Source organism: Lactococcus fujiensis JCM 16395 (assembly GCF_002441655.1).
Taxonomy (GTDB): domain Bacteria; phylum Bacillota; class Bacilli; order Lactobacillales; family Streptococcaceae; genus Lactococcus; species Lactococcus fujiensis.
The window spans coordinates 140066-160968 of record NZ_JXJU01000004.1; the positions used below are offsets into that span (position 1 = coordinate 140066).

At 36.4% G+C, this 20903-nt stretch carries 21 protein-coding genes; 5 read left to right on the forward strand and 16 right to left on the reverse strand.

Translation table 11 applies throughout. The features are described 5' to 3' along the window. Positions 1-4: 4 nt before the first annotated feature. From RT41_RS04555 to RT41_RS04600, 10 genes are all read right to left on the reverse strand, one after another. Positions 5-922, reverse strand: coding sequence for a WaaS/CpsH family glycosyltransferase (locus RT41_RS04555; protein WP_096817757.1), 918 nt, complete (start codon positions 920-922; stop codon positions 5-7). Positions 923-1250: 328 nt separating this feature from the next. Beyond that, on the reverse strand, positions 1251-1517 hold the full coding sequence (locus tag RT41_RS04560; protein ID WP_054639569.1) for a hypothetical protein: 267 nt from the start codon (positions 1515-1517) through the stop codon (positions 1251-1253). Positions 1518-1535: 18 nt separating this feature from the next. Further along, entirely contained in the window at positions 1536-2282 is a 747-nt protein-coding gene (locus RT41_RS04565) for a glycosyltransferase family 2 protein (protein WP_096817759.1), read from the reverse strand. Between the two features lie 2 nt (positions 2283-2284). Further along, positions 2285-3154, reverse strand: a complete 870-nt coding sequence (locus tag RT41_RS04570) for a beta-1,6-N-acetylglucosaminyltransferase (RefSeq protein WP_054639572.1) — start codon at positions 3152-3154, stop codon at positions 2285-2287. A gap of 21 nt (positions 3155-3175) precedes the next feature. Further along, positions 3176-4507, reverse strand: coding sequence for a glycosyltransferase family 39 protein (locus RT41_RS04575; RefSeq protein WP_143467345.1), 1332 nt, complete (start codon positions 4505-4507; stop codon positions 3176-3178). A 4-nt stretch (positions 4508-4511) separates the two neighbouring features. Then, positions 4512-5465 (reverse strand): glycosyltransferase, encoded by a 954-nt coding sequence (locus tag RT41_RS04580; protein ID WP_096817763.1) that lies wholly within the window; start codon positions 5463-5465, stop codon positions 4512-4514. Positions 5466-5598: 133 nt separating this feature from the next. Beyond that, the gene (locus tag RT41_RS04585; protein WP_054639575.1) at positions 5599-6753 is read right to left on the reverse strand and encodes a hypothetical protein; all 1155 of its coding nucleotides are present in this window, start codon (positions 6751-6753) and stop codon (positions 5599-5601) included. Positions 6754-7056: 303 nt separating this feature from the next. Next, positions 7057-7947: an LCP family glycopolymer transferase gene (locus RT41_RS04590; protein ID WP_096817764.1), complete on the reverse strand. Its 891-nt coding sequence runs from the start codon at positions 7945-7947 to the stop codon at positions 7057-7059. Between the two features lie 36 nt (positions 7948-7983). After that, the gene (locus tag RT41_RS04595; RefSeq protein WP_054639577.1) at positions 7984-8586 is read right to left on the reverse strand and encodes a hypothetical protein; all 603 of its coding nucleotides are present in this window, start codon (positions 8584-8586) and stop codon (positions 7984-7986) included. 203 nt (positions 8587-8789) lie between these two features. Next, positions 8790-9989: a hypothetical protein gene (locus tag RT41_RS04600; RefSeq protein WP_054639578.1), complete on the reverse strand. Its 1200-nt coding sequence runs from the start codon at positions 9987-9989 to the stop codon at positions 8790-8792. 282 nt (positions 9990-10271) lie between these two features. Here RT41_RS04600 and RT41_RS04605 point away from each other — a divergent pair, with 282 nt between their 5' ends. From RT41_RS04605 to RT41_RS04615, 3 genes are read left to right on the forward strand one after another with little or no spacing between them, the layout of a single operon-like run. Then, on the forward strand, positions 10272-11237 hold the full coding sequence (locus RT41_RS04605; protein WP_096817767.1) for a ribose-phosphate diphosphokinase: 966 nt from the start codon (positions 10272-10274) through the stop codon (positions 11235-11237). A 4-nt stretch (positions 11238-11241) separates the two neighbouring features. Continuing rightward, a complete protein-coding gene (locus tag RT41_RS04610) occupies positions 11242-12357 on the forward strand; it encodes a cysteine desulfurase family protein (protein WP_054639579.1) in 1116 nt (371 codons plus the stop codon). Between the two features lie 41 nt (positions 12358-12398). Beyond that, positions 12399-12737 carry a DUF1831 domain-containing protein gene (locus tag RT41_RS04615; RefSeq protein ID WP_096817769.1) on the forward strand — a complete coding sequence of 113 codons (339 nt, stop codon included), beginning with the start codon at positions 12399-12401 and terminating at the stop codon, positions 12735-12737. Positions 12738-12863: 126 nt separating this feature from the next. Here RT41_RS04615 and tuf read toward each other — a convergent pair whose 3' ends face one another. Beyond that, positions 12864-14060, reverse strand: coding sequence for an elongation factor Tu (gene tuf / locus RT41_RS04620; RefSeq protein WP_096817771.1), 1197 nt, complete (start codon positions 14058-14060; stop codon positions 12864-12866). Positions 14061-14346: 286 nt separating this feature from the next. Here tuf and RT41_RS10330 point away from each other — a divergent pair, with 286 nt between their 5' ends. Both RT41_RS10330 and RT41_RS04630 read left to right on the forward strand, forming a co-directional pair. Further along, a complete protein-coding gene (locus tag RT41_RS10330) occupies positions 14347-14559 on the forward strand; it encodes an SPJ_0845 family protein (RefSeq protein WP_143467346.1) in 213 nt (70 codons plus the stop codon). A 70-nt stretch (positions 14560-14629) separates the two neighbouring features. Further along, entirely contained in the window at positions 14630-14746 is a 117-nt protein-coding gene (locus RT41_RS04630) for a DUF4044 domain-containing protein (protein WP_096817773.1), read from the forward strand. 76 nt (positions 14747-14822) lie between these two features. Here RT41_RS04630 and ileS read toward each other — a convergent pair whose 3' ends face one another. From ileS to RT41_RS04655, 5 genes are all read right to left on the reverse strand, one after another. Then, positions 14823-17612, reverse strand: a complete 2790-nt coding sequence (gene ileS / locus RT41_RS04635; protein WP_096817775.1) for an isoleucine--tRNA ligase — start codon at positions 17610-17612, stop codon at positions 14823-14825. Positions 17613-17958: 346 nt separating this feature from the next. Next, a complete protein-coding gene (locus RT41_RS04640; RefSeq protein ID WP_096817777.1) occupies positions 17959-18912 on the reverse strand; it encodes a DivIVA domain-containing protein in 954 nt (317 codons plus the stop codon). A gap of 145 nt (positions 18913-19057) precedes the next feature. Continuing rightward, the gene (locus tag RT41_RS04645) at positions 19058-19846 is read right to left on the reverse strand and encodes a YlmH family RNA-binding protein (protein WP_054639580.1); all 789 of its coding nucleotides are present in this window, start codon (positions 19844-19846) and stop codon (positions 19058-19060) included. Further along, complete coding sequence (locus RT41_RS04650) at positions 19843-20133, reverse strand: YggT family protein (RefSeq protein ID WP_245811596.1); 291 nt, start codon at positions 20131-20133, stop codon at positions 19843-19845. The genes RT41_RS04645 and RT41_RS04650 overlap by 4 nt, the downstream gene beginning before the upstream one ends. Further along, positions 20133-20747, reverse strand: a complete 615-nt coding sequence (locus RT41_RS04655) for a cell division protein SepF (RefSeq protein WP_054639581.1) — start codon at positions 20745-20747, stop codon at positions 20133-20135. Before RT41_RS04655 ends, RT41_RS04650 begins: the two co-directional genes overlap by 1 nt. Positions 20748-20903 lie beyond the last annotated feature (156 nt).

Genomic DNA, 20903 nt, shown 5'->3' on the forward strand with positions numbered 1-20903 from the left:
CTCCTTAAAAGTTCTTCAGCCAATTTTCTATTTCGTAGTTTTCAAAATCAATAGAATCATCAAATTTATTTTCTAAAAAATCTTTGATTTGATCATGATTATTTTCATTAAGAATAAAAATATTATTTGAGTTATAGTATGGCTCTTTTTTTATTGATAGATTATTTGTAATCAATTTCTTCTTCAAAAATCCAGCTTCAATTGGACGCATGGTAGAACTTTCTTGGCCTTTTTGAACAATTTCGAGGATACAGTTAGATTGGCTATATTTTTCGATAACTTTTTGATAAGGCACTGGCTGTGCATAATGATAATTTATTCCTTCCGTGCGATTGGGCGGGTAAGTCCCCGTAATTTCAAAACAGGTCGTAATTCCAATCGCTTGCCACTCTTTTTTGAGCTTCAGTAAATCGATTAACCTTTTTTTATCCTCGCCAATAAAAATTATATCTTGCCTTATTTTTAAGGCGTGCATTTTTTTAAAATTTTCTTTACAAATGGGTTGGGCTATCACGCGGAGACCAAACTGAATTGAATCTTTGCGGTCGAAAGTCCAAATTTGACAGGGATACTTTTGCCACTCATTCACACTGGTAATTTCATTTTCAATATTATTCAGATAATAGAGATGGAGCGAAATTTCCGGCCATTTTCTCGCCAAGTAATCCAATACTGGTTTAGTCTCACGATTTGCTGTGAAAACGATTCCCTTGATTTCTCGAAGTTCCTGAAACCAGTCGCCTAGTAAAGATAAATAGGGCCAGCTTATTCCTTTTTCGTAAAGTTTAATTGCGAGAGTAATCCTCCAATGGGCCAGCTTCTTATCTGAAAATAAAGCAGCACTTAATTTTCTTTGTTGAGCTGCAGCAAAATAGGGAACAATCCCATTATTATTTTCATAACTTACAATAATATTTTTCATGACAATCCTTAAATCTCATCGATGTTTTGATTTATTGAGTTACAATCGAACGAGTCAAACAAAATTAACCTAAGCCGTAAATTAGCAAACCAATAGAACTTTAAAGCTTGCGCGATTAAACTTTTGATGTTTCTTCTTAAAATAACCCCCATTAATCGTCCCTGACGAAACGCCATTATGAAATCTTATGGAGGTACAAATCCTACTGAATTTGGATAATAAAACTTAGCCTATCCAAACCACTTTTCGCCTGATGAACGGTCAATCGACTAATCGAAATCATTATCGCTCAAATATTAATGCAACTTGTTTCATTGCTTCTTGATACCTATTTCATTAATCTTTTTAACATGTTATTAAAACGATACAAAATCAATAATAAATGGATTTTTTTATGATAAAGGAGTGAAAAAATAATTCGATTCAATTTAGTAAGCTTATTTTTTTCACATTTTTCGTATATTTCTCTAAAAAAATTATCATCCGCAAAACGAGTTAAAAAATCACGTATCAATTCTCCATCCTTTGAAAAATTGCTTCTTGAAATAACCGATAAGCGTTCCATAAAATAAAGCATGGCCTTTCTATTTTTCATCGCCTCGCCATCATCAAGTTACCACGCATCAACAAAATTAAAAAATTCTAATAAAACTTCTTTTATAGATAAGTAGGCTCCAAAATCAACTTTTTGTTTAGTCATTGATGCTGGATTAATCCGATAAAAATATAAGTTTTCATCAAGAAACACAATTTTTTTCGCAGCTGTCACTAAGGGAAGGATTTGCAATAAGTCTTCTCCCATCGAAACTCTTTTACCGAAATAAGAATAATTCATTGTCGGGTCAAACAAATTACGATGAATGACTTTATTCCAAATCGGATTGAAGTCAACTTGGTTCGCAATAAGATGATAAATTACATTTTTCTTTTCTTTCTGAAATACTTCAAGATTATGGAAATTAGTATTCATTGCTGGAAATTGAAACATATCATCCATTGAAAAATTAAAAAACAAAAAATCAGCGTGCGTTTGCTCCAAGGACAGACATATCTTTGACAAAGCAGTCTCTGCAAGTTGATCATCTGCATCCAAAGCCATCAAATAATTACCAGAAACCCGCCTAATCCCCTGACGTCGCGCCAATAGCAAGCCTTGATTAGACTGATGGTAAACGCGAATTCTTCTATCCTTTTTACTGGACTGATCCGCAATTTTTCCACTTTGATCAGTTGAACCATCATCAATGATAATCAATTCCCAATTTGTATAAGTTTGTCGAAACAGACTGTCAATCGCCTGCTGTAAATATTCATCTCCGTTATAAACTGGTAAAATGATTGAAAATTTATATTGATTCATTTTTAATTCCTGGTTACTCTTTCGATTATTTTCATATCCACTTTCTCATCAAATTTACGTGCAAATAGACATTCGGAGTTTATAATTTCTTGCAAGTTTTCAGATTTAAAAATGGCGGGTTTTCCATTTTCCCAATTAACAAGTCGAAGACAATCGATTTCATTTTTTGTTGATAAATGCTTAAAGTCTTTATCGTGAGTAGGGGAGTGGTAAAAATGTTGGCTAAATGTGGAATCCATTAAAACAGTTTGGAGAAAAATTTCATCAGTTGCAAAACCGTGGTGAAAAACTTTTTTTATCCAATTGGCTTGCCCCACGACATAGCGTGCACAATCATCACTAATGCTAAACCACTGTGAGCCACTAAAAAAATTTATTTTCTGATTTCGACGAATATTTAAAAACTGTTGTATTTTTTGAAGGGCTACGTTGCATTTTCTCCCCCACATTCCTGTTTGCAATCGTTTCTGAATGGGATAAAAATAATGAACGCGATAATCAAACTCAAAATTCTGGTCAAATGAAACGAATTCTTTCCCCATATTTTTTTCAAAGAACTGGTGAATCTGTCCTTGGTCTTTTATTGGGAGGTCCTGCCCCGATAACAAATGGTAATAAGCATGATGCCCCATCCGCGTTGCTTCTGTCAGTAATGACAGCTCCGCGAGTACTAAGCTAAAGCTCCCCCAGTTTGTATCCATTCGTTGAACGAAATGAAGATGGCAGTGCTGTGTTCTAAAAACAGCAGTGTCAATCGGACCCGCTTTTTTGTCCAAGTGTACAAATAGTTCATTTCGCTTGTCATCAATGCTGGAAATTAAAAACCTCAAGGTTTCATCTTGACGATGGGCTAAGATTAAATAAGCGTGCATTCAGACTCCTCATTTTCATTTTTATATTAAATAATAAAAGTAAGACCACATTGCAACAAGAAAACAAAAAGTTATCATTATTCCACTCAGCATTACTTTTCTTGAAAGCCAATCAAATCCGACAGTAACAAAATACATTAAAGGTAATAGAATAGAAATAATGTACCTCCCCGCGGGTTCATAATCTACAAAATAAGAATAATAGAGCGAGCAAGAAAACGCCGAAACCATGGTCAACAAAAGTCCAATCCTGAATAGTTTCATTTCAAAAGAAAGTGTACGCCAGTTTCTAATTGTAAGAAAGATGCCCCCTAAAAAGCCACTGGTCAAAACAATACCATAGATGTCATAAATCACACTCGGCATTAACAAATGAGCATGATTGAACCAAGTGCCAACGAAGCTAAGAGCGCTCAAATAAAGCCAGCCAGTGGCTTTAGGTATCTTTTGGAATTTAAACCCCGAAACCATTTGAAACAATGATTCATGAACATGGGCTGGCGTAGGACGAATCGACGGCTTTAATGGTGGATTTATAGATCCAAATCGTTCTGAATAAAGGCTTACGGTCTTCAACCCTAAAACATCATGAAAATGAAGCCAATTTCTGACAAAAAACCAACTTGTTAAAATTAATATCAGCACAATAATAAGCAGCACTTTTATCACAAAACGTTTCGAAAATGTCCTTTTTTTTACATTAAATATGATGAAGCTCGCAAGCCCAAAAATAATAAATCCATATGCAAAATAATAGGAAACTGCACCTATCGAAAGTCCCACAGCTAAAAGGATACAAGTTGGCCAATCCCAATTTTTCTTCATACCTAACAAGAGAGCAAATGTAATCAAGTAAGATGCCAAAAGCGACATGATGTCATTGTTCAAATAGCTCCCCAAAATCATCACTTCGGGCAAAAAAATAGACAATGAAATAAATAAGTACTGACTTGATTTTTTATTGAATTGAAGTTGTGCAATTTCCCACGACAGAAAACCGACTCCACAGGCCGCAAGAACGCTTCCTATTCTCCCACCAATAATAAAAAGCTTGTTCCCTTTTTCAAATAGAAATAATACTTTAATCCAAAAAACAGCTACCAGCGAAGGAAAGTAGGGCTCCATGGCATATGAGAAGCCCCAAAGGGGAATTCTAACCGCCGATTCATTTCCGATTGGCAAACGATTTAAGTGAAAAATATATCGAACAACAAGTAACCGTGCTTGTTCATCATTACCGAAAATATGCACATTAACAACGGCCGCATTCATCAGGAGTAAAAAGTATAAAAACAAAGCAATCCATAATAGAAAGTTTTCTTTATTTTTTACCAATATTGAACTAATACTCATAATTTTACTTTCTAAAAGCAAAATATAAATCACGAACTCTTGAACTCATTGCCGGATAATAATGCCAATCTACTAAAATCTGCTTTACAACAGGCAACAAATGTTTACTTTTCGCATTTTCAAGCCTTCGTTGGTAAAAATCACGATAGTTTTTCATTTCTTCAGCTTGATTAATTTTTCGTTTTTCCAAAACGTGGTAAAGAATATCATAAAAACCTACAAATTTTTTCAATTCTGAAAGATGTACATTTTTAGGAGATCTCAAAGTAAGTAATTTTTTACCGGTTGCATTGTGCTGATGCAGAACATGAGTTCCCACTATGCGATTCAAATTAAAACCTGTCCCTAAAAGACTAGACAATGTTGAATTCAAAACATCATGTGTCACATTATAATCTGGCTGCCAGAATTCAATCATATCTTCAACAAATCCCCGTCTCATAACATCGACCCAGCCCACCCGATAGGATTGATAAAGTAACCTTTTAGGATATTTAGAGATCATTTCTTCTCGGTCATCAAACTGAAAATAAGTAAACCAAGAAGGCAAATCGGAACTTTCTTGCGATAATTTTTTTATCTCTATGTCTGCACTAAGCAATTCAATCTCCGGAAATTCAAGCATGACTTCAATTTGAACTTTATTTTTATCCGCTAGCCAAATATTATCTTGATCTGAAAAAAAGAAAAAAGAAGCGTCGGTCTTTAATCCATCGATTAATAAAAGTCGAAAATTTAATCGCCAACCTATATTTTTGTCATTTTCAAATATCTGCCAACCTTTCAGTTCATATTTTTCGATATAATTTTTCAAAAATTGAACAGTTTGGTCACTCGAATGATCATCGCGAAAGATAACATAATCCGCCGGTAGTTCTTGCAAGCGGATCGTATCTAATTGCGATACTATTAAATCCGCAGCATTATAGGTAGCCATTAGAACAGCCGTTTTTTCCATTTTAGTTTCCTCTTTTTAAAATTGAAAGCATTGCACTATTTGTATTTTTTTGATTACTTTAGTTCTATTATATCTTTTTTTGGCATTAAAAAAAAGCCCCATTTGAGGCTTTTTATTAATTTTATTGCAATTATTATTCTGCTGCTTTTACAGCAATTGTTCCTGTTACTTTAAATTGATTTTCAGCTGCAAAAGCTTTATAAGTTTCCATTTGTTTTTCTGTTGCGAAGTAAAGGTTGCCATCAATTTCTGATTGAAGTACTTTACCAGAAGTATCTTTCATTGCACGAGCCATGATTGATCCGTTTTCGCCAACATAAACATCACCCTTGATGTTACCACCTTCAAGGTCAAATGCTGGAGAATTAATCGTCAAGCTTTTCACAGTCAATGTGAATGATTTTGTCACTTGGTGATCACTATTTTGGGCAATCAAAGCTAAAGTACGTTGAACTGCTCCTTTTTCATTTAAGAAGGTACCGTTAATTTCAAGAGCTTTACCTGACGCATCAACATCAGCATTAGCTGAAACTAACCATGCCCCATTTTCGCTCAAAGCTGATTTCAATACTGACAAATCAGCTGTACCGGTTGTCGCACCAGTTTGAGTGTCTGTCCCATTTCCTTTAAAGAGATAAGTAACATTTCCGTGTTCGCCCACTTTGACACCGCCAGCTTCAACTGCAACAACATCGCCTTTAACAACTGAAGTTGTTCCAGTGACTTTAACTTGTTGTGCTTCTGGTAATGCTTTATATGCATCAAGTAAATCTTGGCTTGCAAAAGTCAAATTACCATCAATAGTTGCTTGTCCATCAACACCTGTACCGGTTTGACCATGGAAGCCAGCTGCATATACATTTACGTTCCCTTTAACTGTTCCGTTAGAAATATAGAATCCTGGTGACTTAACTTCTATTTTATCAACAGTCAAAGTATAACGTGATGTGATTTTGTGGTTGTCATCTTGAGCATAAACAGCTAACTTACGAGCAACAACATTGTCACCAATGAACAAGCCATCAACAGTTAATGTTTTTCCTGATGCATCCATATCGCCTTTAGTTGCATTCAACCAAGAGCCATTTTTAGCAAAACCTTTTTGAAGGTCTGAAAAATTGCTCGTCCCTTGAGTTGCTCCAGCAAAAACATCCGTTGTTTTTGCCGTCTGACTCGTTTTCGTCTCAGAAGTAGACGATTTCGTTGAACTACTATTTCCACAAGCTGCAAGTAGGGATACAGACAATACTGACACTGCTAAGAGTGAAACGATTTTTGTTTTCTTCATGATATTCTCCTAATAAGGGATTTGTTTTTTAACTTGCTGAGCTAATTGCTTGACAAATTAGACAAAATCTTTACAAAAACATTATAACATTAAATTATTTAATATACAAGAGTTTGCATAAAATTCCACAAAGTTCACAAACCATTGCTTTGTAGCTGATGGAAGCGCTGTTAAAAAATTCGTTTTTTATCTTTTTAGTAAAGTAATTGATAAATTTTGGCAAATAAAAAATACCCAATGAGAGTATTTTTTATTTTAATAGTGTCGCAAGTTTTTCTTTTGTAGAATATAAACTCGTCGGATTTATTGATAAATTTCCATCTTTTTTTGAGTCACCAAGTTAATTTTTTGAGCATTTTTTAGGGCCGTATTATATTGAAGGGCGATGGTCTGAAACTCACTGAAATCAATATCCGTATGAACTGCGTTGCTAAAGGTGTTGAGGATATTTTGATAATAGCTTAAATCAGCAAGTGATTTAATCGAAGTATTTGCTTTAATTTTTTGATAGACTGCTGTAGAAACCTTTAATACTCTTTCGCTAATCGCATTGTTTTGTCCACCATCGGTGGTCCCAATATAGGCCGCTACTTGAGCTGCACTTACCAATGAAAGATTCCCTTTTCCAAATTGGTAAGGAGCTGATGTAAAGGTTGTTGGATTATCGATTTCTATTCCACCAACAGCCGCTACCAAATCTCCTATTTTAGTAACGTCAACTTGAACAAATTTGGTAATTTGTAACCCTAATAGACTTTGAACTGACATCTGAGCTTGATTTTCGCCACCTGTTTGGAAATTTTGTAAAAGTGTCTTTTGACCACTAATTTTAGCATCAATTGGAAGATTTACTAAACCCATTTGTTTCGTGTTTTTGTTCATCACCGCTAGCCCCATTGCATAACAGGGACCTGATTGAGTACTTCCTGAGCCTGTTTCTACAATAAGAATTGACATCGCATGAAGATTAGAAATGGAAACACTAGAAGTTGTTGTTGAAGGAGCAATGTATGAATTTTGATAGGTATTTTGTACATTTTTATAGATACCATATGCCACGCCTGCCAAAGTTAACAAGAGAAAACCTACGATTCCTAATGTTACTTTTAATACAAAATGGTTATGATGCTTACTTTTGTGATGGTGTGTATGAAATAGGCCACGATGATGGTGGTGGTGTGCTGTTTGATTCATTCTTTTTTATCTTTTCATCTCCATTTTTTATTACGCTTATCGGTAGCTAATCGAAGGTGTCACTCCGTAATTTTTAGCTACGCCAAGTAAATAACCTGTTCCATAAGCCTCAGCTTTAGCATATTGAGAGGCACTCGCCTTATCCACAACAGCGGGATTTAGCGTAACAATAAGACTTGGGTAGGTTGCCCCAGGGGAAATAGATTCAATGACCGACCGTCCAGCCAAACCATTGATGGCAGAGGCTTGAGCACTCATGATAGAATAAAAATTCGCTTGATTCGTTGGCGTTCCATCGCTCACTGAACCTGAATTCGAAGATGTTGAAAATGTAGTTCCCTTACTCGTTTCGCTATTCATTGATTCATTCACTTGACCAACTTGTTCCGAGGATGTCTTATTTGTCGAATCTTGAGACGTCTTATTCGATTGACTAGCTTCAGGAGTTGTTGATTTCCGATCTGATTCCGATGTGGTTACCTGTGATTTTAGATTGAAAGAGCTTTGCTGATTTTTTGAACTGGTATTTTTATGAGAAACCGCATTATTTGAAAAAGAGGGGCTAAAAAACAATGTTATAAATCCCAACACATACAAAAAGCCACCAATGATTAAGAATAATCTTTTGTTCCTCATCATTGTTTGATTTTCTCTTTTGTTCCTACCTCGTATCCAATACCATCCCCCTAAGATTAGGCAACCACAAGCGAGGATTATTGCTCCTATTCCGACAAATAATGTAAATTTTCCCAATGCGAATTCCCTTTCTGATAAATATACGAGAGGACTTGATTATTTGAACCAAGTCCTCCATATTTGTCTCTAAACTTTTTTACTTATCATTAAACAAGATTATAAGAAACAGATTTAACACCTTCAGTAAGTAAACCTTCTGTACCAACTGCTTCTGCCTGGGCAATCAAACTATTAATCTGAGCTTGAGTATAGCCTAATGCAAGTGCTTTTGTTTCAGCTGCTTTTACTGCCACTGTTACGACTGCAGCAGCCGTAGTAGAATCATAAGTTACAGACTGAACTGGGCTTAAATTAAGGAAATTTGTATAGCCAGTATTTCCGCTAGACGTGATGTAAGCATTCATCTTGCTGTTGGCCAACGTAACCATTTCAGCAGTTGATGGAACTGTTTCTGTAAAGCTTAATGCATAGAAAGCTGTCGTTGCATTACCATATCCTGTAGGAAGGGTCTTGCTCGTTGTATAAAAATGGTTTGCTTTCGCATTGTATGAAACTGATACTGGAACAGCTGTTGAAGCTGCAGAATATACTGTCGATGGGAATTGAGTGTATCCTAACGCTTTCAAGTGTGCGACATACGCTGCGCTTGTGTTAGTCGTAAAGACATGACGTTGTAATTTATTACTGTACCAGTTGTTAACTAGTGTCCCTGAAGTAGGTGCATAACCAATAACATGCAATGAATTGTAGCCTTGCATTTGAAGGGCAAACAAGCGTGTTGCATCAGTTGTCAAATAGTGGTCATTGCCTTTGGCAATTTCATAAATTGGTGTTTCTCCTACATTAACCGTTACTGTAACTGTTGCATCTTTAGTATTTGCTTCTGTTCCTGCTGCAGTAACTGTTGCTGTATAAGTTCCTACTTTGGAAGTGTCAACATTACTTACTGAAATAATATCAGTTGCGTGGTGCGCATTTGATGGGCCTAAGATTTCGAGTGCAGTCGCACCATTTTCTGCTTTTGTGACATCAGCCTGTGTGTATTCAGCTGCTGAAGTAGCACTAGCCGTCAACATTTTTGTGTTGACATATTGAGCAACTGCACCAATAGCTGTTTTAACTTGAGCTGCAGTTGCGCCAACTGGTACAGATACAGTTTTAGGGGCGGTGACCATAAATGTGGCCTTATAAACTCCAGCTGCCGTAGGACCTGTTTCAACATCGGTCGTTGTTGCTGATGTTGTCGAGGTATAAAGTTGTGCATTCGCTACGATTACTCCGCCAAAAGTAAGCGCAACAATAGCCGATCCACAAATAAGACCTGTTTTAACAGATTTAGATTTCATGTTTTTCTCCTTTATCAAAGATCTTAAGAGGGTTCTATTTTTACCTCTCCAATATCTTTTCTACTTTATTTGTACTCTTTTTATTACAGTTTGTCAAGAATAAATATATGTCTTTTACATAATCCAGAGCTTTTCATTACTTTTCACAAATATGGTCATCCATACTCTAACTTATAGCCAGTGACACTGTCATTTATGACATTTTTTTGGTAAAATAGGAGTTATCTAATGCAACTTCAAAGTCGAATTTGAAGTAGAATAATATGAAAATGGAGAGAAATCGTGGTTTACTCTGACTCGCACCTAAAACTTTTTGCCTTGACATCAAACCCTGGACTAGCTGAACATATCAGCCAATTTACAGGAGTACCTCTTGGGAAAGTTTCTACTAAACAATTTTCTGATGGCGAAATTATGATCAATATGGAGGAATCAGTTCGTAGTCGTGACGTTTTTATTGTTCAGTCTACTAGCTGCCCTGTTAATGATCATCTTTGGGAATTATTGATTATGATTGATGCATGTAAACGTGCTTCAGCCCATTCAGTGAATCTTGTAATGCCTTACTTTGGTTACGCTCGTCAAGACCGTACTGCCACTTCTCGTGAACCAATTACAGCTAAACTTGTTGCAGACATGATTGTTAAAGCAGGAGCTGATCGTATTTTGACTCTTGACTTGCACGCTGTCCAAGTACAAGGATTCTTCGATATTCCAGTGGATAATTTGTTTACTGTTCCACTTTTTGCTGACTACTATCGTAGCGCTGGTTTGTTCGGTGATGATGTCGTTGTAGTTGCACCAAAAAACTCTGGCATTAAACGTGCGCGTAGCTTAGCAGAATATTTGGAATCCCCAATTGCAATTGTCGATTATGAAGATGACGACAAACAACGTGAAAACGGCTATGTTATTGGTAATGTTGAAGGAAAACGTGTCATCCTCATTGATGATATTTTGAATACTGGAGTCACATTTGGTAACGCAGCAGCGGTTGTTAAAGCTGCTGGTGCAAACGAAATTTATGCAGTTGCCAGTCATGGTTTATTTACAACCAATGCTGCTGATATTTTAGAAAAATCTGATATTAAAGAAATTTTGGTCACGGATTCTGTTGTCACTGACCACCGTAAACCTTCAAACGTGAAGTACCTATCTGCCGCTGAATACCTTGCTAACGCGATCTTACGTATTCACGAAGGCCGTCCCGTATCTCCATTGTTTGAACACGAAAAAGCACAGGACTAATCAAATGATCTATTTAGACAATGCTGCTACTACTCCTGTGTTGCCTGAAGTTGTAGAAGTGATGTCTGAAACACTACTTTCAACTTTTGGTAACCCATCGAGCATTCATTCTTTCGGGCGTCATGCTGCCCAATTGATTAGAAACAGTCGTGCCTCCATAGCGGATGCACTGGCTGTGTCAGAACGGCAAATTACGTTCACATCTGGAGCGAGTGAGGCAAACAATACGGCACTAATTGGCTATGCGCTTGCACACCGTTCGCTCGGAAACCACATAATTACAACCGCAATAGAGCATCCCTCCGTTATTAACACTGTTAAATATCTGCACGAACGATTTGGATTTGATGTGACAATCATTACACCAAATGAAGATGGTTTAATTACTGCAAATTTAGTAGAGCGAGAATTACGTTCGGATACTTTGATTGTCAGCATGATGTATTCAAATAATGAAACAGGTCAATTGCTTCCTGTTAAAGAAGTTGGTGCTCTTTTAGCAAATCATTCTGCTGTTTTCCATGTTGATGCGACTCAGGTGATGGGTAAAATCCCAGTCCTTCCACAAGAGATTGGCGCTGATTTCGTTTCCGCATCTGGTCATAAATTTCATGGTCCAAAAGGGGTAGGCTTCCTTTATCATTCAGATGTCCTTTTTGACCCATTAATTCATGGGGGTGAACAAGAAGAAAAACGGCGCGCAGGTACCGAAAATATTCATTCTCTTGTTGGCATGGCTTTAGCATTGAAGATTTCTATTGACAAAATGGAAACCAATTTTCAGCACGTTGCTACTCTTAAAGCACATCTTTTCGATCAAATTCAAGGCTTAGATTATTACAAAAATGAATTTGGTCCAAGTATGCCGCACGTTGTTAATATCGCCTTTCCAAACGTCAACCATGATTTGCTTCTAACAAAGCTTGATCTGGCAGGAATTGCAATTTCAACTGGTTCTGCTTGTACAGCAGGTACAATCGAGCCTTCTCATGTCCTTGCAAGTTTCTATGGGGAAGACTCAGCTAAACTTAAAGAAAATATACGTGTCTCTTTTTCGGAACTTAATTCAATTGAGGATGTGGATCAATTTGTGCTCCAACTAAAAAAAGCATTACATTAATACCGTAATAAACAAATACGAATAAAAAATTAGGAGGTTTTATGGCTTTCGTTACTGAAAAACACCTTGATGATTGCAAAGATACTTATGCCCTTTCTCCATCAATCAAAAAATTTACACTCAAAGATAATACTTTTATTCAAACTAAGGCGGGTTCTTACGAATTCAAAAGGATCCTTGAAGAAGTCCCTAATTCTGGGAGAGGTTTCTTATTAAAAATTATTATTAATTCAGATTTGACAGGATTTAAAATGGCTATCACCGATTTATCAGGTCTGAGAAATGTTAATATATTCAAAAACGCCAATTCAATCATTCAGGAAAAGTTTTATTTCCAAATGAATGCTTTAGTAGATCGCGGTATTTTCATAACAAAATAAAAAATCTGTCCTGTGGATAGGTTTTTTTATAGCCTTTAAAATTAAAATGAGCAAAAAAAAAGCTGTCAATACTAACAGCTTTTGTAATTTCAATTATTAAATTGAATAAAGGTTGTGAAAGTCGAATTATTTATCGATTTTAGCAACCATACCTGAACCAACAGTACGTCCACCTTCACGGATAGAGAAAGTTGTTCCTTCTTCAACGGCAACTGGGTGGATAAGGTCAACTTCGATGTGGACATTATCACCAGGCATTACCATTTCAGTTCCTTCAGGAAGTTTGATTGAACCAGTAACGTCAGTTGTGTGGAAGTAGAATTGAGGACGGTAGTTATCGAAGAATGGAGTGTGACGTCCGCCTTCTTCTTTTGTCAAGATATAAACTTCACCTTCAAATTGTGTGTGTGGAGTGATTGAACCTGGTTTAGCAATAACTTGACCACGTTCAATTTCGTCACGAAGAACACCACGGAGCAATACACCAACGTTATCGCCAGCTTCACCACGTGAAAGTGTTTTACGGAACATTTCAACACCAGTAACAACCGCTTTTTTAGTGTCTTCTTTGATACCAACGATTTCGATTTCGTTTCCGACTTCAACAACACCACGTTCGATACGTCCTGATGCAACAGTACCACGACCAGTGATTGAGAATACATCTTCGACTGGGAGCAACAATGGTTTGTCAAGGTCACGAACTGGAGTTGGAATATATGTATCAACGATATCCATCAATTCAAGGATAGCGTTAACGTATTTTTCTTCACCGTTCAAAGCACCAAGTGCAGAACCAGTTACGAATGGAATATTGTCGCCATCGAAGTCATATTCTGACAAGAGGTCACGAACTTCCATTTCAACAAGTTCAAGCAATTCTTCGTCATCAACGAGGTCAGCTTTGTTAAGGAATACGATAAGGTATTTAACACCAACTTGACGTGAAAGCAAGATGTGTTCACGTGTTTGAGGCATTGGTCCATCAGTTGCAGCAACAACGAGGATAGCTCCGTCCATTTGGGCAGCACCAGTGATCATGTTTTTAACGTAGTCCGCGTGACCTGGGGCATCGATATGCGCATAGTGACGGGCAGGAGTTTCGTATTCAACGTGAGCAGTGTTAATTGTGATACCACGTTCGCGTTCTTCTGGAGCAGCATCGATTGATGCGTAGTCTTTAACAACGTTAGTTGCAGAAGGGTATTTTTCAGCAAGAACTTTAGTAATTGCAGCAGTCAATGTAGTTTTACCGTGATCGACGTGTCCGATTGTTCCGATGTTAACGTGTGGTTTGCTACGATCGTATACAGCTTTAGCCATTTTAAAATGTCTCCTTATATTGAAAAAAAAATATTTTTAATTGGCAGGCTGTGTTGCCACAATCTACCGTTCTTGACAATTATAACGAAAATAACGGAAAAAAGCAAGTTTTATCAGCCTTTTTAGTTACTTTTTTTGAAATTTTGATGAATTGCTTGCATCAAAAACCTACAAAATCAGTTGAATGTCTACCACGATTGAAAAGTTGCTCTTTTCTTGTAGTCCAATGTCAAAAATGTTATGATTAGTCCATAATATCGTTTCACAAGAAAGGATGATAAATTTCATGGGATTAACATTTAGAAAAAGAGATGATTTTGATAAAATGATGGATACTCTTGGGGTCTCCAACGTAGATTTGGTTTCATTAGGAGATGATTTAACTACAAAAAATGATCACCCTAAAGATCCTTTTGCAAAGTTTTTGGACACTGACATTCATAAACAAGAAGACGATTTGTCAATAAAATTTTCAGAAACTGAGACAGATCATAAATAAGAAAAACATTTGAAATTTACTACTTTTACTGATACAATAGTGAAAATTATTAAATTATATTGAGGAAATTATGGCATATAAAAAACAAACCAAAAGTACTTTTCAAAAAATCGTTTTCGTCGTTGTTGTCATCATGATTATTTTGACACTTTTCAGCGTCATTGCGATGGTACTTCCAGCATTCTAAAAAACTGCACAAGCAGTTTTTTTTTTATTAAAAAAACTCTATCAGCACGTCATGCTAATAGAGTTTTAATTTAATCTTACGCTTCAAAACCAGATATTAATACTTCGGGGAAGTCTTTTTCAACAATGGCTGAACAATTATCACAGAGCATATGGAGATGCTCATTAGCATTCGTACCAACGGTTTTATCAGTTCGGCGACAACGGTCACAGACTTGTCCTTCAGCATGTTCAACAAGGATTGCTGAGTCGTTAAAGACATAAGCATTATCAGGTGCCTTATCAGTTGAGATTTTCAATTCTGACACAATAAGCAATGTAGCCAAATTTTCATCTAATGAATTCAAAAGCGTACGAGTAACTTCGTTTGGATAAACAGTTACTTTGGCTTCGAATGATTTTCCAATCAATTTCGCTTCACGCGCTTCTTCAAGTGCCTTCAAGACTTTGTTTCGGAAATCGAAGAAAGCATTCCAATTTTCAAGTAATTCGTCTGAGCCTGGATAATTAATTGCTTCGGGCATTTCAGCGAGATAAGCATATTCTTCAGTTTCATCTTCAAGGTATGTCCATACTTCTTCAGTTGTGTGTGGCAAAATTGGAACAAGTAATTTTACCAAATTAACCAAGATATGATACATCACCGTTTGCATTCCACGGCGACTTTCAGATTTAGCTGAATCAATATAAACAACATCTTTCGCAAAATCAAGATAGAAAGCCGACAAATCATTCGTTAGGAAGTTAACGACTTCTTTATAAACACTAATGAAACTGTAATGATCATAGCTCTTACGAACAGAACGGACCAATTCATTAAATTTAACAAGCATATATTTATCAACGCCTGTTAACTCAGCATATGCGATAGCATCAGTATTTTTATTGAAGTCTACTGTATTAGCAATCAAGAAACGAAGCGTATTACGAATTTTACGATAAACATCCGAAACTTGACTCAAAATATCCATAGAGACACGGACATCATTCTCATAGTCGACAGTGGCAACCCACAAGCGAAGAATATCAGCACCAAATTTTGTTGTTACATCCGCAGGAACAATTGTATTGCCAAGAGATTTAGACATTTTCATGCCTTTTCCATCTAGTACAAAGCCTTGTGACAAAACTGCTTTATAAGGTGCGACCCCATTAACAGCGACAGACGTCGTTATTGATGAATTGAACCATCCACGGTATTGGTCTGATCCTTCAAGATAAAGATCTGCAGGATAACTCAATTCTTTACGAGTGTTCAAAACACCATTCCAAGAAGATCCTGAATCGAACCAAACATCCATGATGTCATTTTCCTTGGTGAATTCTCCATTTGGTGAACTTGGATGAGTAAATCCTTCGGGCAAAAGATCCTTCGTTTCGTGAGTAAACCAATATCCGGAGCCATATTTTTCAAAGAGTTGAGCCACATGTTCTGTCGTTTCAGGTGTGATAATTGGAGTTCCATCTTCACCATAGAAAATTGGCAATGGTACTCCCCACGCACGTTGACGTGAGATGACCCAGTCACCACGGTCTCGAACCATATTGTAGAGACGTGTTTTTCCCCATGGAACAATCCAGTCAACTCGTTCAACTTCGTCCATGATATTTTGACGGAATTTATCAATTGAAGCAAACCATTGTGGCGTTGCCCGGTAAACGACTGGTTTCTTTGTCCGCCAATCGTGTGGATACGAGTGAGTAAAGTAAGTAATATTCAAGAGACGATCATTTTCCTCAAGCCAGCCTTGAATTGTTGGAATTGCCTTTTCATAATACATTCCTTCAAGTCCAGGTGCATTTTCATTGAAACGACCTTGACCATCTAAATCTTCAATTACAGGCAATTGATATGAACGTGAGTAGAAATAGTCATCTTCACCATGGTTAGGAGAAGAATGGACTAATCCTGTCCCTGAGTCAAGCGAAACATAGTCCCCGACCATGACCAAAGATTCACGGTCATAGAATGGGTGATGTGCTGTCATGTACTCAAGTTCTGAACCTTTAATGGTTTGTAAAACTTCAGGGTCATTCCAGCTTAATTTTTCCGCAACATCTTGAAGTAAATCTTGTGCGACTAAAAACTTTCGATTATTCACTTGAACAAGAACATAAGTATAATCGGGGTGAACAAAAATTCCTCGATTTGAAGGGAATGTCCAGACAGTAGTCGTCCAAATGACAAATTCTGTATCTTCGGGCAACTTTCCTTTAGTATCAGACGCCTTGAAAGCTACATACAACGAAGGTGATTTCACATCATGATACTCAATTTCAGCTTCTGCAAGAGAAGATTCAGATGATGGAGACCAGTAAATAGGTTTAGCCCCCTTATAGATATAGCCTTTTTCGGCCATTTTACCAAAGACACGGATTTCTTGCGCTTCAAATTCTGGTAAAAGTGTCAAATAAGGATGTTCCCAGTCTCCAAGAACACCAAGTGATTTAAAATCTTTTCTCTGTTTATCAACTTGTGAGAGGGCATATTTTCGGCATTCTTCGAGATAAAGGGCGCGGTCCATTTCCTTGCGTTTCATACCTGCTTTAGCCAATTGTTGTTCAATAGGCAAACCGTGTGTATCCCAACCAGGAACATAAGGGGCACGAAAACCGGCCATTGATTTATAACGGACAATAATATCCTTCGAAACCTTGTTCAATGAATGTCCAATGTGAATGTTCCCATTAGCATATGGAGGTCCATCATGAAGCATGTAAGAAGGTTTCCCTTCGTTCAACGCTTGACGTTTACCATATAAATCGTTATCATCCCAGTCTTTTTGCCAAACAGGTTCTTTCTTAGGAAGACCGGCACGCATCGGAAATGCCGTTTTCCCAAGATTTAAAGTATCTTTAATTTTCATTTCTACCTCCGAAGTGGATTTAAAATTTTACATTTATTTTTCCTCTGTGAATAAATTTAGCCAATTATTACTGCCCTCTTTATTCACAGTGGAAAAGTCAAAAAACAAAAAAGCGGCTTTCGCAAAGGACGAAAACCGCGGTACCACCTTAATTTATTTTGTCAGTGATGACAAAAACTTGCTAACAGGTAACGTCTGTCAACCGTCTTAACTTAATTTAGTTCAGTTAAGAGAATTTGTCTTACGACATCGTCAACTGATAAAATAAAATAGAGTGACTACGAGACTTCCATCAACACTCGCTTGCTTTAAGTATCTTTTTTATTTGTTGTTTTGACTTTTTTGATTATTCGTGTGACTCACTTGTTGTTTCTGATTCATCAGGTAAGGTTTCATTTACAGTTTTTTCAACTGATCCTGGATTTTCTTCTAATTCAGGAAAAATTTCAGATGAATGATGTTCAACGTGTTCGACTGTAACATCAGGTTCCTCGTTGTCATCTTCAGAATTGTGTTCAACAGGTTCTTCAGTTGTTTCATGGTTAAATGATTTAGCTTCTGAAACGGCTTCAGGCATTGCTGTGATTTCAGTATCTGCTTCAACTTCAGCATCTGCCTCGACTTCACTTGTTTCTGCTAATTCTTTAGCTTCCACTTCAGTTTCAACATTAGCATCTTCGTCTGTTACTCCTTCGCCCTCATTCGCTTGAGTTGTTGACTCAAGAATCTCTTGAAGTTTTTCCTCAGGATTAATCAAGTAATCACTCGACGCAGGTTTTAAAACTTCTTCCCAGTCTTCAGATTTAATTTGAACGAGTTGATTTTCAATCATTGAATTCATACGTTGATGGTAAATGCGCATTGTACGTTTCAAATCATCTGTGTTACGTACCATTTCACGTGCATCATCAGATGCAGCATTCAAGATAAGACTGGCTTCTTTTTTTGCTGCTTCAATAATTAATTGGCCCTTAGTTGCTGCATCAGCAATTGAAGATTGACTTTTTGCATGTGCATCAGTCATCAAACTATCAGCCTCTTTTTCAGCTTGAGCTTTTAAGTTATCCGCAGCATCTTGAGCGACAACGATTGATTTATTCAATGAATCTTTCATTTCGTCAAAATATTTTACGCGTTCACGTAAAGTTTTTAACTCACGGTCCTGGTCCTTCAATTTTTGGGCAAATTCATCATAATCACGTACCACGATATCCAAAAATTCATCAACTTCGTGTTTATTGAAACCACGCCATTGTGGATTAAAGGTTTTATTTTGGACGTCCAGACTATTTAATGTCATCGTTCCTCCTTTAGTCATGTAGATGCTGCCTTCCATAAGAAGGCATGTTATAATATTTAAAAAATTAATGAGGAAATTTTTTAGATTTTCCTAATCAATTTTTTAAAAATTAAAGTCAAGTCTACATGTGCTAGTTAATTCTAGACTATTTTTTATTTTTGATTATTATAACTGAAACTTTCTGTTTTCTCTTTTTGGTAAGCCCCAAAAGATCAATTATTTTTATCCGTCCGAATCCTCGAACACTAATTAAATCATTGATTGTCACAGAAAAATCTTTTTTTTCAATTTCAAGGTAATTTAATTTTACCTTATTTGATTCTAACATATTAGTCGCAAGATTGCGAGAAACATTAAAAGAAGCGGCAATGATTTTATCTATTCGCAAGTTTTCCACAAGGATAACCTCATGAATAGAATTATCCACAGCTTTTTCCAATTTTGAAAAGGACACTTCTTTAATTTGAACAGAAACATTTGAAATTTTCTCGATTGAAACAAATAGTTCAACAAGATGTCGACTGACAAATACTTGAACTTTTTGGTCAGCAATGACAATATCACCAAGTTCTTGTCTTCTTACACCAGATTGATTCAGAAATGCACCTAGAACCTGCGCATGCCGAATTGAGTTAAACTTACTTGCATATTTAATTTCCAGCAAAGCAACATCAAAATCTGATAACTCGAGATCGTAAAAGAGAGGGGCCAAAATTACTTTGTGTAACTCTTCCGTTCCAATGTCTTCTGTAGAAAAGAATTTAATTTCTCTTTGCCCAATTAAATTCTTTAAAACGTAACATTCTCTCGGATTCAGAAAAGGCGTCGTTATTATTGCATAATCATCTTCAACTCGATTGAGCCAGTCGAAACATCGTTCAATGAAGTTACGTTCCTCTGGCTTGAAATGCTGGTAAATATTCTCATTAATCATACTAATGCATTAAAGACGATGACAATGAATTTTTCGATGACTTGAATTGAAATCAAAGCCACCAAAACAGTGAAATCAAGGCCTGCAAATTGCAAAGGTAGCCGATCGAAAAGATTTAAGTATGGCCGAACAAGTTTTATAATCCAACGTCCTACAATACTTGACTGTAGTTGAGGAATCCAGCTCATTAAAGCATATGCAACTAAAATCCAACTATAAATATCCATCAGACGGAAGATAAAACTTAAAACATTTGCGATAAGATTCAAAGTCGAAATTGTCATCATTAGTATAAATCGTAGCTTTCAAAATTTTGACCAGCTAACATAGACATCTCTTTAGCTGCATCTACTGTAATATGAGCAGGGGTCATTAAGAAAATTTGTCCTCCCACATTTTGTATATCACCATCTAATGTAAAGGCAACACCCGTCATAAAGTCGATTGAACGACGTGCCTGGTTGTCACCCATGAATTTAAAATTAACGAGAACTGATTCCCCATTCTTTACAATTCGTGCAGCTTCCATAATGTCAGCATATGCACGTGGTTCTTTAATTGCAATAGTAGAAACAGCCGCTTCAACTTTTTGTTGAGCTGTCATTGTTTGGTTCATTGTATTCTTTTCTAAAGTACTTTCTTTAGGTGCTGTATTAGAACGCATTTGAGTTTGACGCGTTTGTTGTTGTTGACGCACCTGAGGTCTTGAAGTTGAATATTGCGTATCCCGCTTTTGACTTGGAGCCACAGGTTTAACCTTTTCTTCAACTGCTGAATTTAATGGCGTAGTTGGTATTACTACTGGTTTTGGTTTTTGAATGGCGCTTGGAGAATCTTCGAATTCTTCATCCTCTTCTACAAAATACTCACGTAGACCATTTACCCAATCTTTAAAGGCCATTGTTTCCTCCAGTTCCTAACTTAGTTTAATAGTATAACTTTAACATTTAATTAAAAAACTTACTACCATCAAATCTTAAAAAAGTAATAAATTATTACAAAATGTTAATATAATGTATTCATATTTTAATAACAGGAGATATAATTCTCACAAATT

What these genes read in the sequence shown, in the direction of transcription:
- RT41_RS04610 (WP_054639579.1), top strand. Translation starts at nt 11,242, where the DNA reads ATGATCTATTTAGACAATGCTGCTACTACTCCTGTGTTGCCTGAAGTT.
- RT41_RS10330 (WP_143467346.1), top strand. Translation starts at nt 14,347, where the DNA reads ATGGGATTAACATTTAGAAAAAGAGATGATTTTGATAAAATGATGGAT.
- RT41_RS04630 (WP_096817773.1), top strand. Translation starts at nt 14,630, where the DNA reads ATGGCATATAAAAAACAAACCAAAAGTACTTTTCAAAAAATCGTTTTC.
- RT41_RS04650 (WP_245811596.1), bottom strand. Translation starts at nt 20,133, where the DNA reads ATGATGACAATTTCGACTTTGAATCTTATCGCAAATGTTTTAAGTTTT.
- RT41_RS04590 (WP_096817764.1), bottom strand. Translation starts at nt 7,947, where the DNA reads ATGAATCAAACAGCACACCACCACCATCATCGTGGCCTATTTCATACA.
- RT41_RS04640 (WP_096817777.1), bottom strand. Translation starts at nt 18,912, where the DNA reads ATGACATTAAATAGTCTGGACGTCCAAAATAAAACCTTTAATCCACAA.
- tuf (WP_096817771.1), bottom strand. Translation starts at nt 14,060, where the DNA reads ATGGCTAAAGCTGTATACGATCGTAGCAAACCACACGTTAACATCGGA.
- ileS (WP_096817775.1), bottom strand. Translation starts at nt 17,612, where the DNA reads ATGAAAATTAAAGATACTTTAAATCTTGGGAAAACGGCATTTCCGATG.
- RT41_RS04575 (WP_143467345.1), bottom strand. Translation starts at nt 4,507, where the DNA reads ATGAGTATTAGTTCAATATTGGTAAAAAATAAAGAAAACTTTCTATTA.
- RT41_RS04615 (WP_096817769.1), top strand. Translation starts at nt 12,399, where the DNA reads ATGGCTTTCGTTACTGAAAAACACCTTGATGATTGCAAAGATACTTAT.
- RT41_RS04560 (WP_054639569.1), bottom strand. Translation starts at nt 1,517, where the DNA reads ATGAAAAATAGAAAGGCCATGCTTTATTTTATGGAACGCTTATCGGTT.
- RT41_RS04585 (WP_054639575.1), bottom strand. Translation starts at nt 6,753, where the DNA reads ATGAAGAAAACAAAAATCGTTTCACTCTTAGCAGTGTCAGTATTGTCT.
- RT41_RS04565 (WP_096817759.1), bottom strand. Translation starts at nt 2,282, where the DNA reads ATGAATCAATATAAATTTTCAATCATTTTACCAGTTTATAACGGAGAT.
- RT41_RS04595 (WP_054639577.1), bottom strand. Translation starts at nt 8,586, where the DNA reads ATGATGAGGAACAAAAGATTATTCTTAATCATTGGTGGCTTTTTGTAT.
- RT41_RS04600 (WP_054639578.1), bottom strand. Translation starts at nt 9,989, where the DNA reads ATGAAATCTAAATCTGTTAAAACAGGTCTTATTTGTGGATCGGCTATT.
- RT41_RS04645 (WP_054639580.1), bottom strand. Translation starts at nt 19,846, where the DNA reads ATGATTAATGAGAATATTTACCAGCATTTCAAGCCAGAGGAACGTAAC.
- RT41_RS04580 (WP_096817763.1), bottom strand. Translation starts at nt 5,465, where the DNA reads ATGGAAAAAACGGCTGTTCTAATGGCTACCTATAATGCTGCGGATTTA.
- RT41_RS04570 (WP_054639572.1), bottom strand. Translation starts at nt 3,154, where the DNA reads ATGCACGCTTATTTAATCTTAGCCCATCGTCAAGATGAAACCTTGAGG.
- RT41_RS04655 (WP_054639581.1), bottom strand. Translation starts at nt 20,747, where the DNA reads ATGGCCTTTAAAGATTGGGTAAATGGTCTACGTGAGTATTTTGTAGAA.
- RT41_RS04555 (WP_096817757.1), bottom strand. Translation starts at nt 922, where the DNA reads ATGAAAAATATTATTGTAAGTTATGAAAATAATAATGGGATTGTTCCC.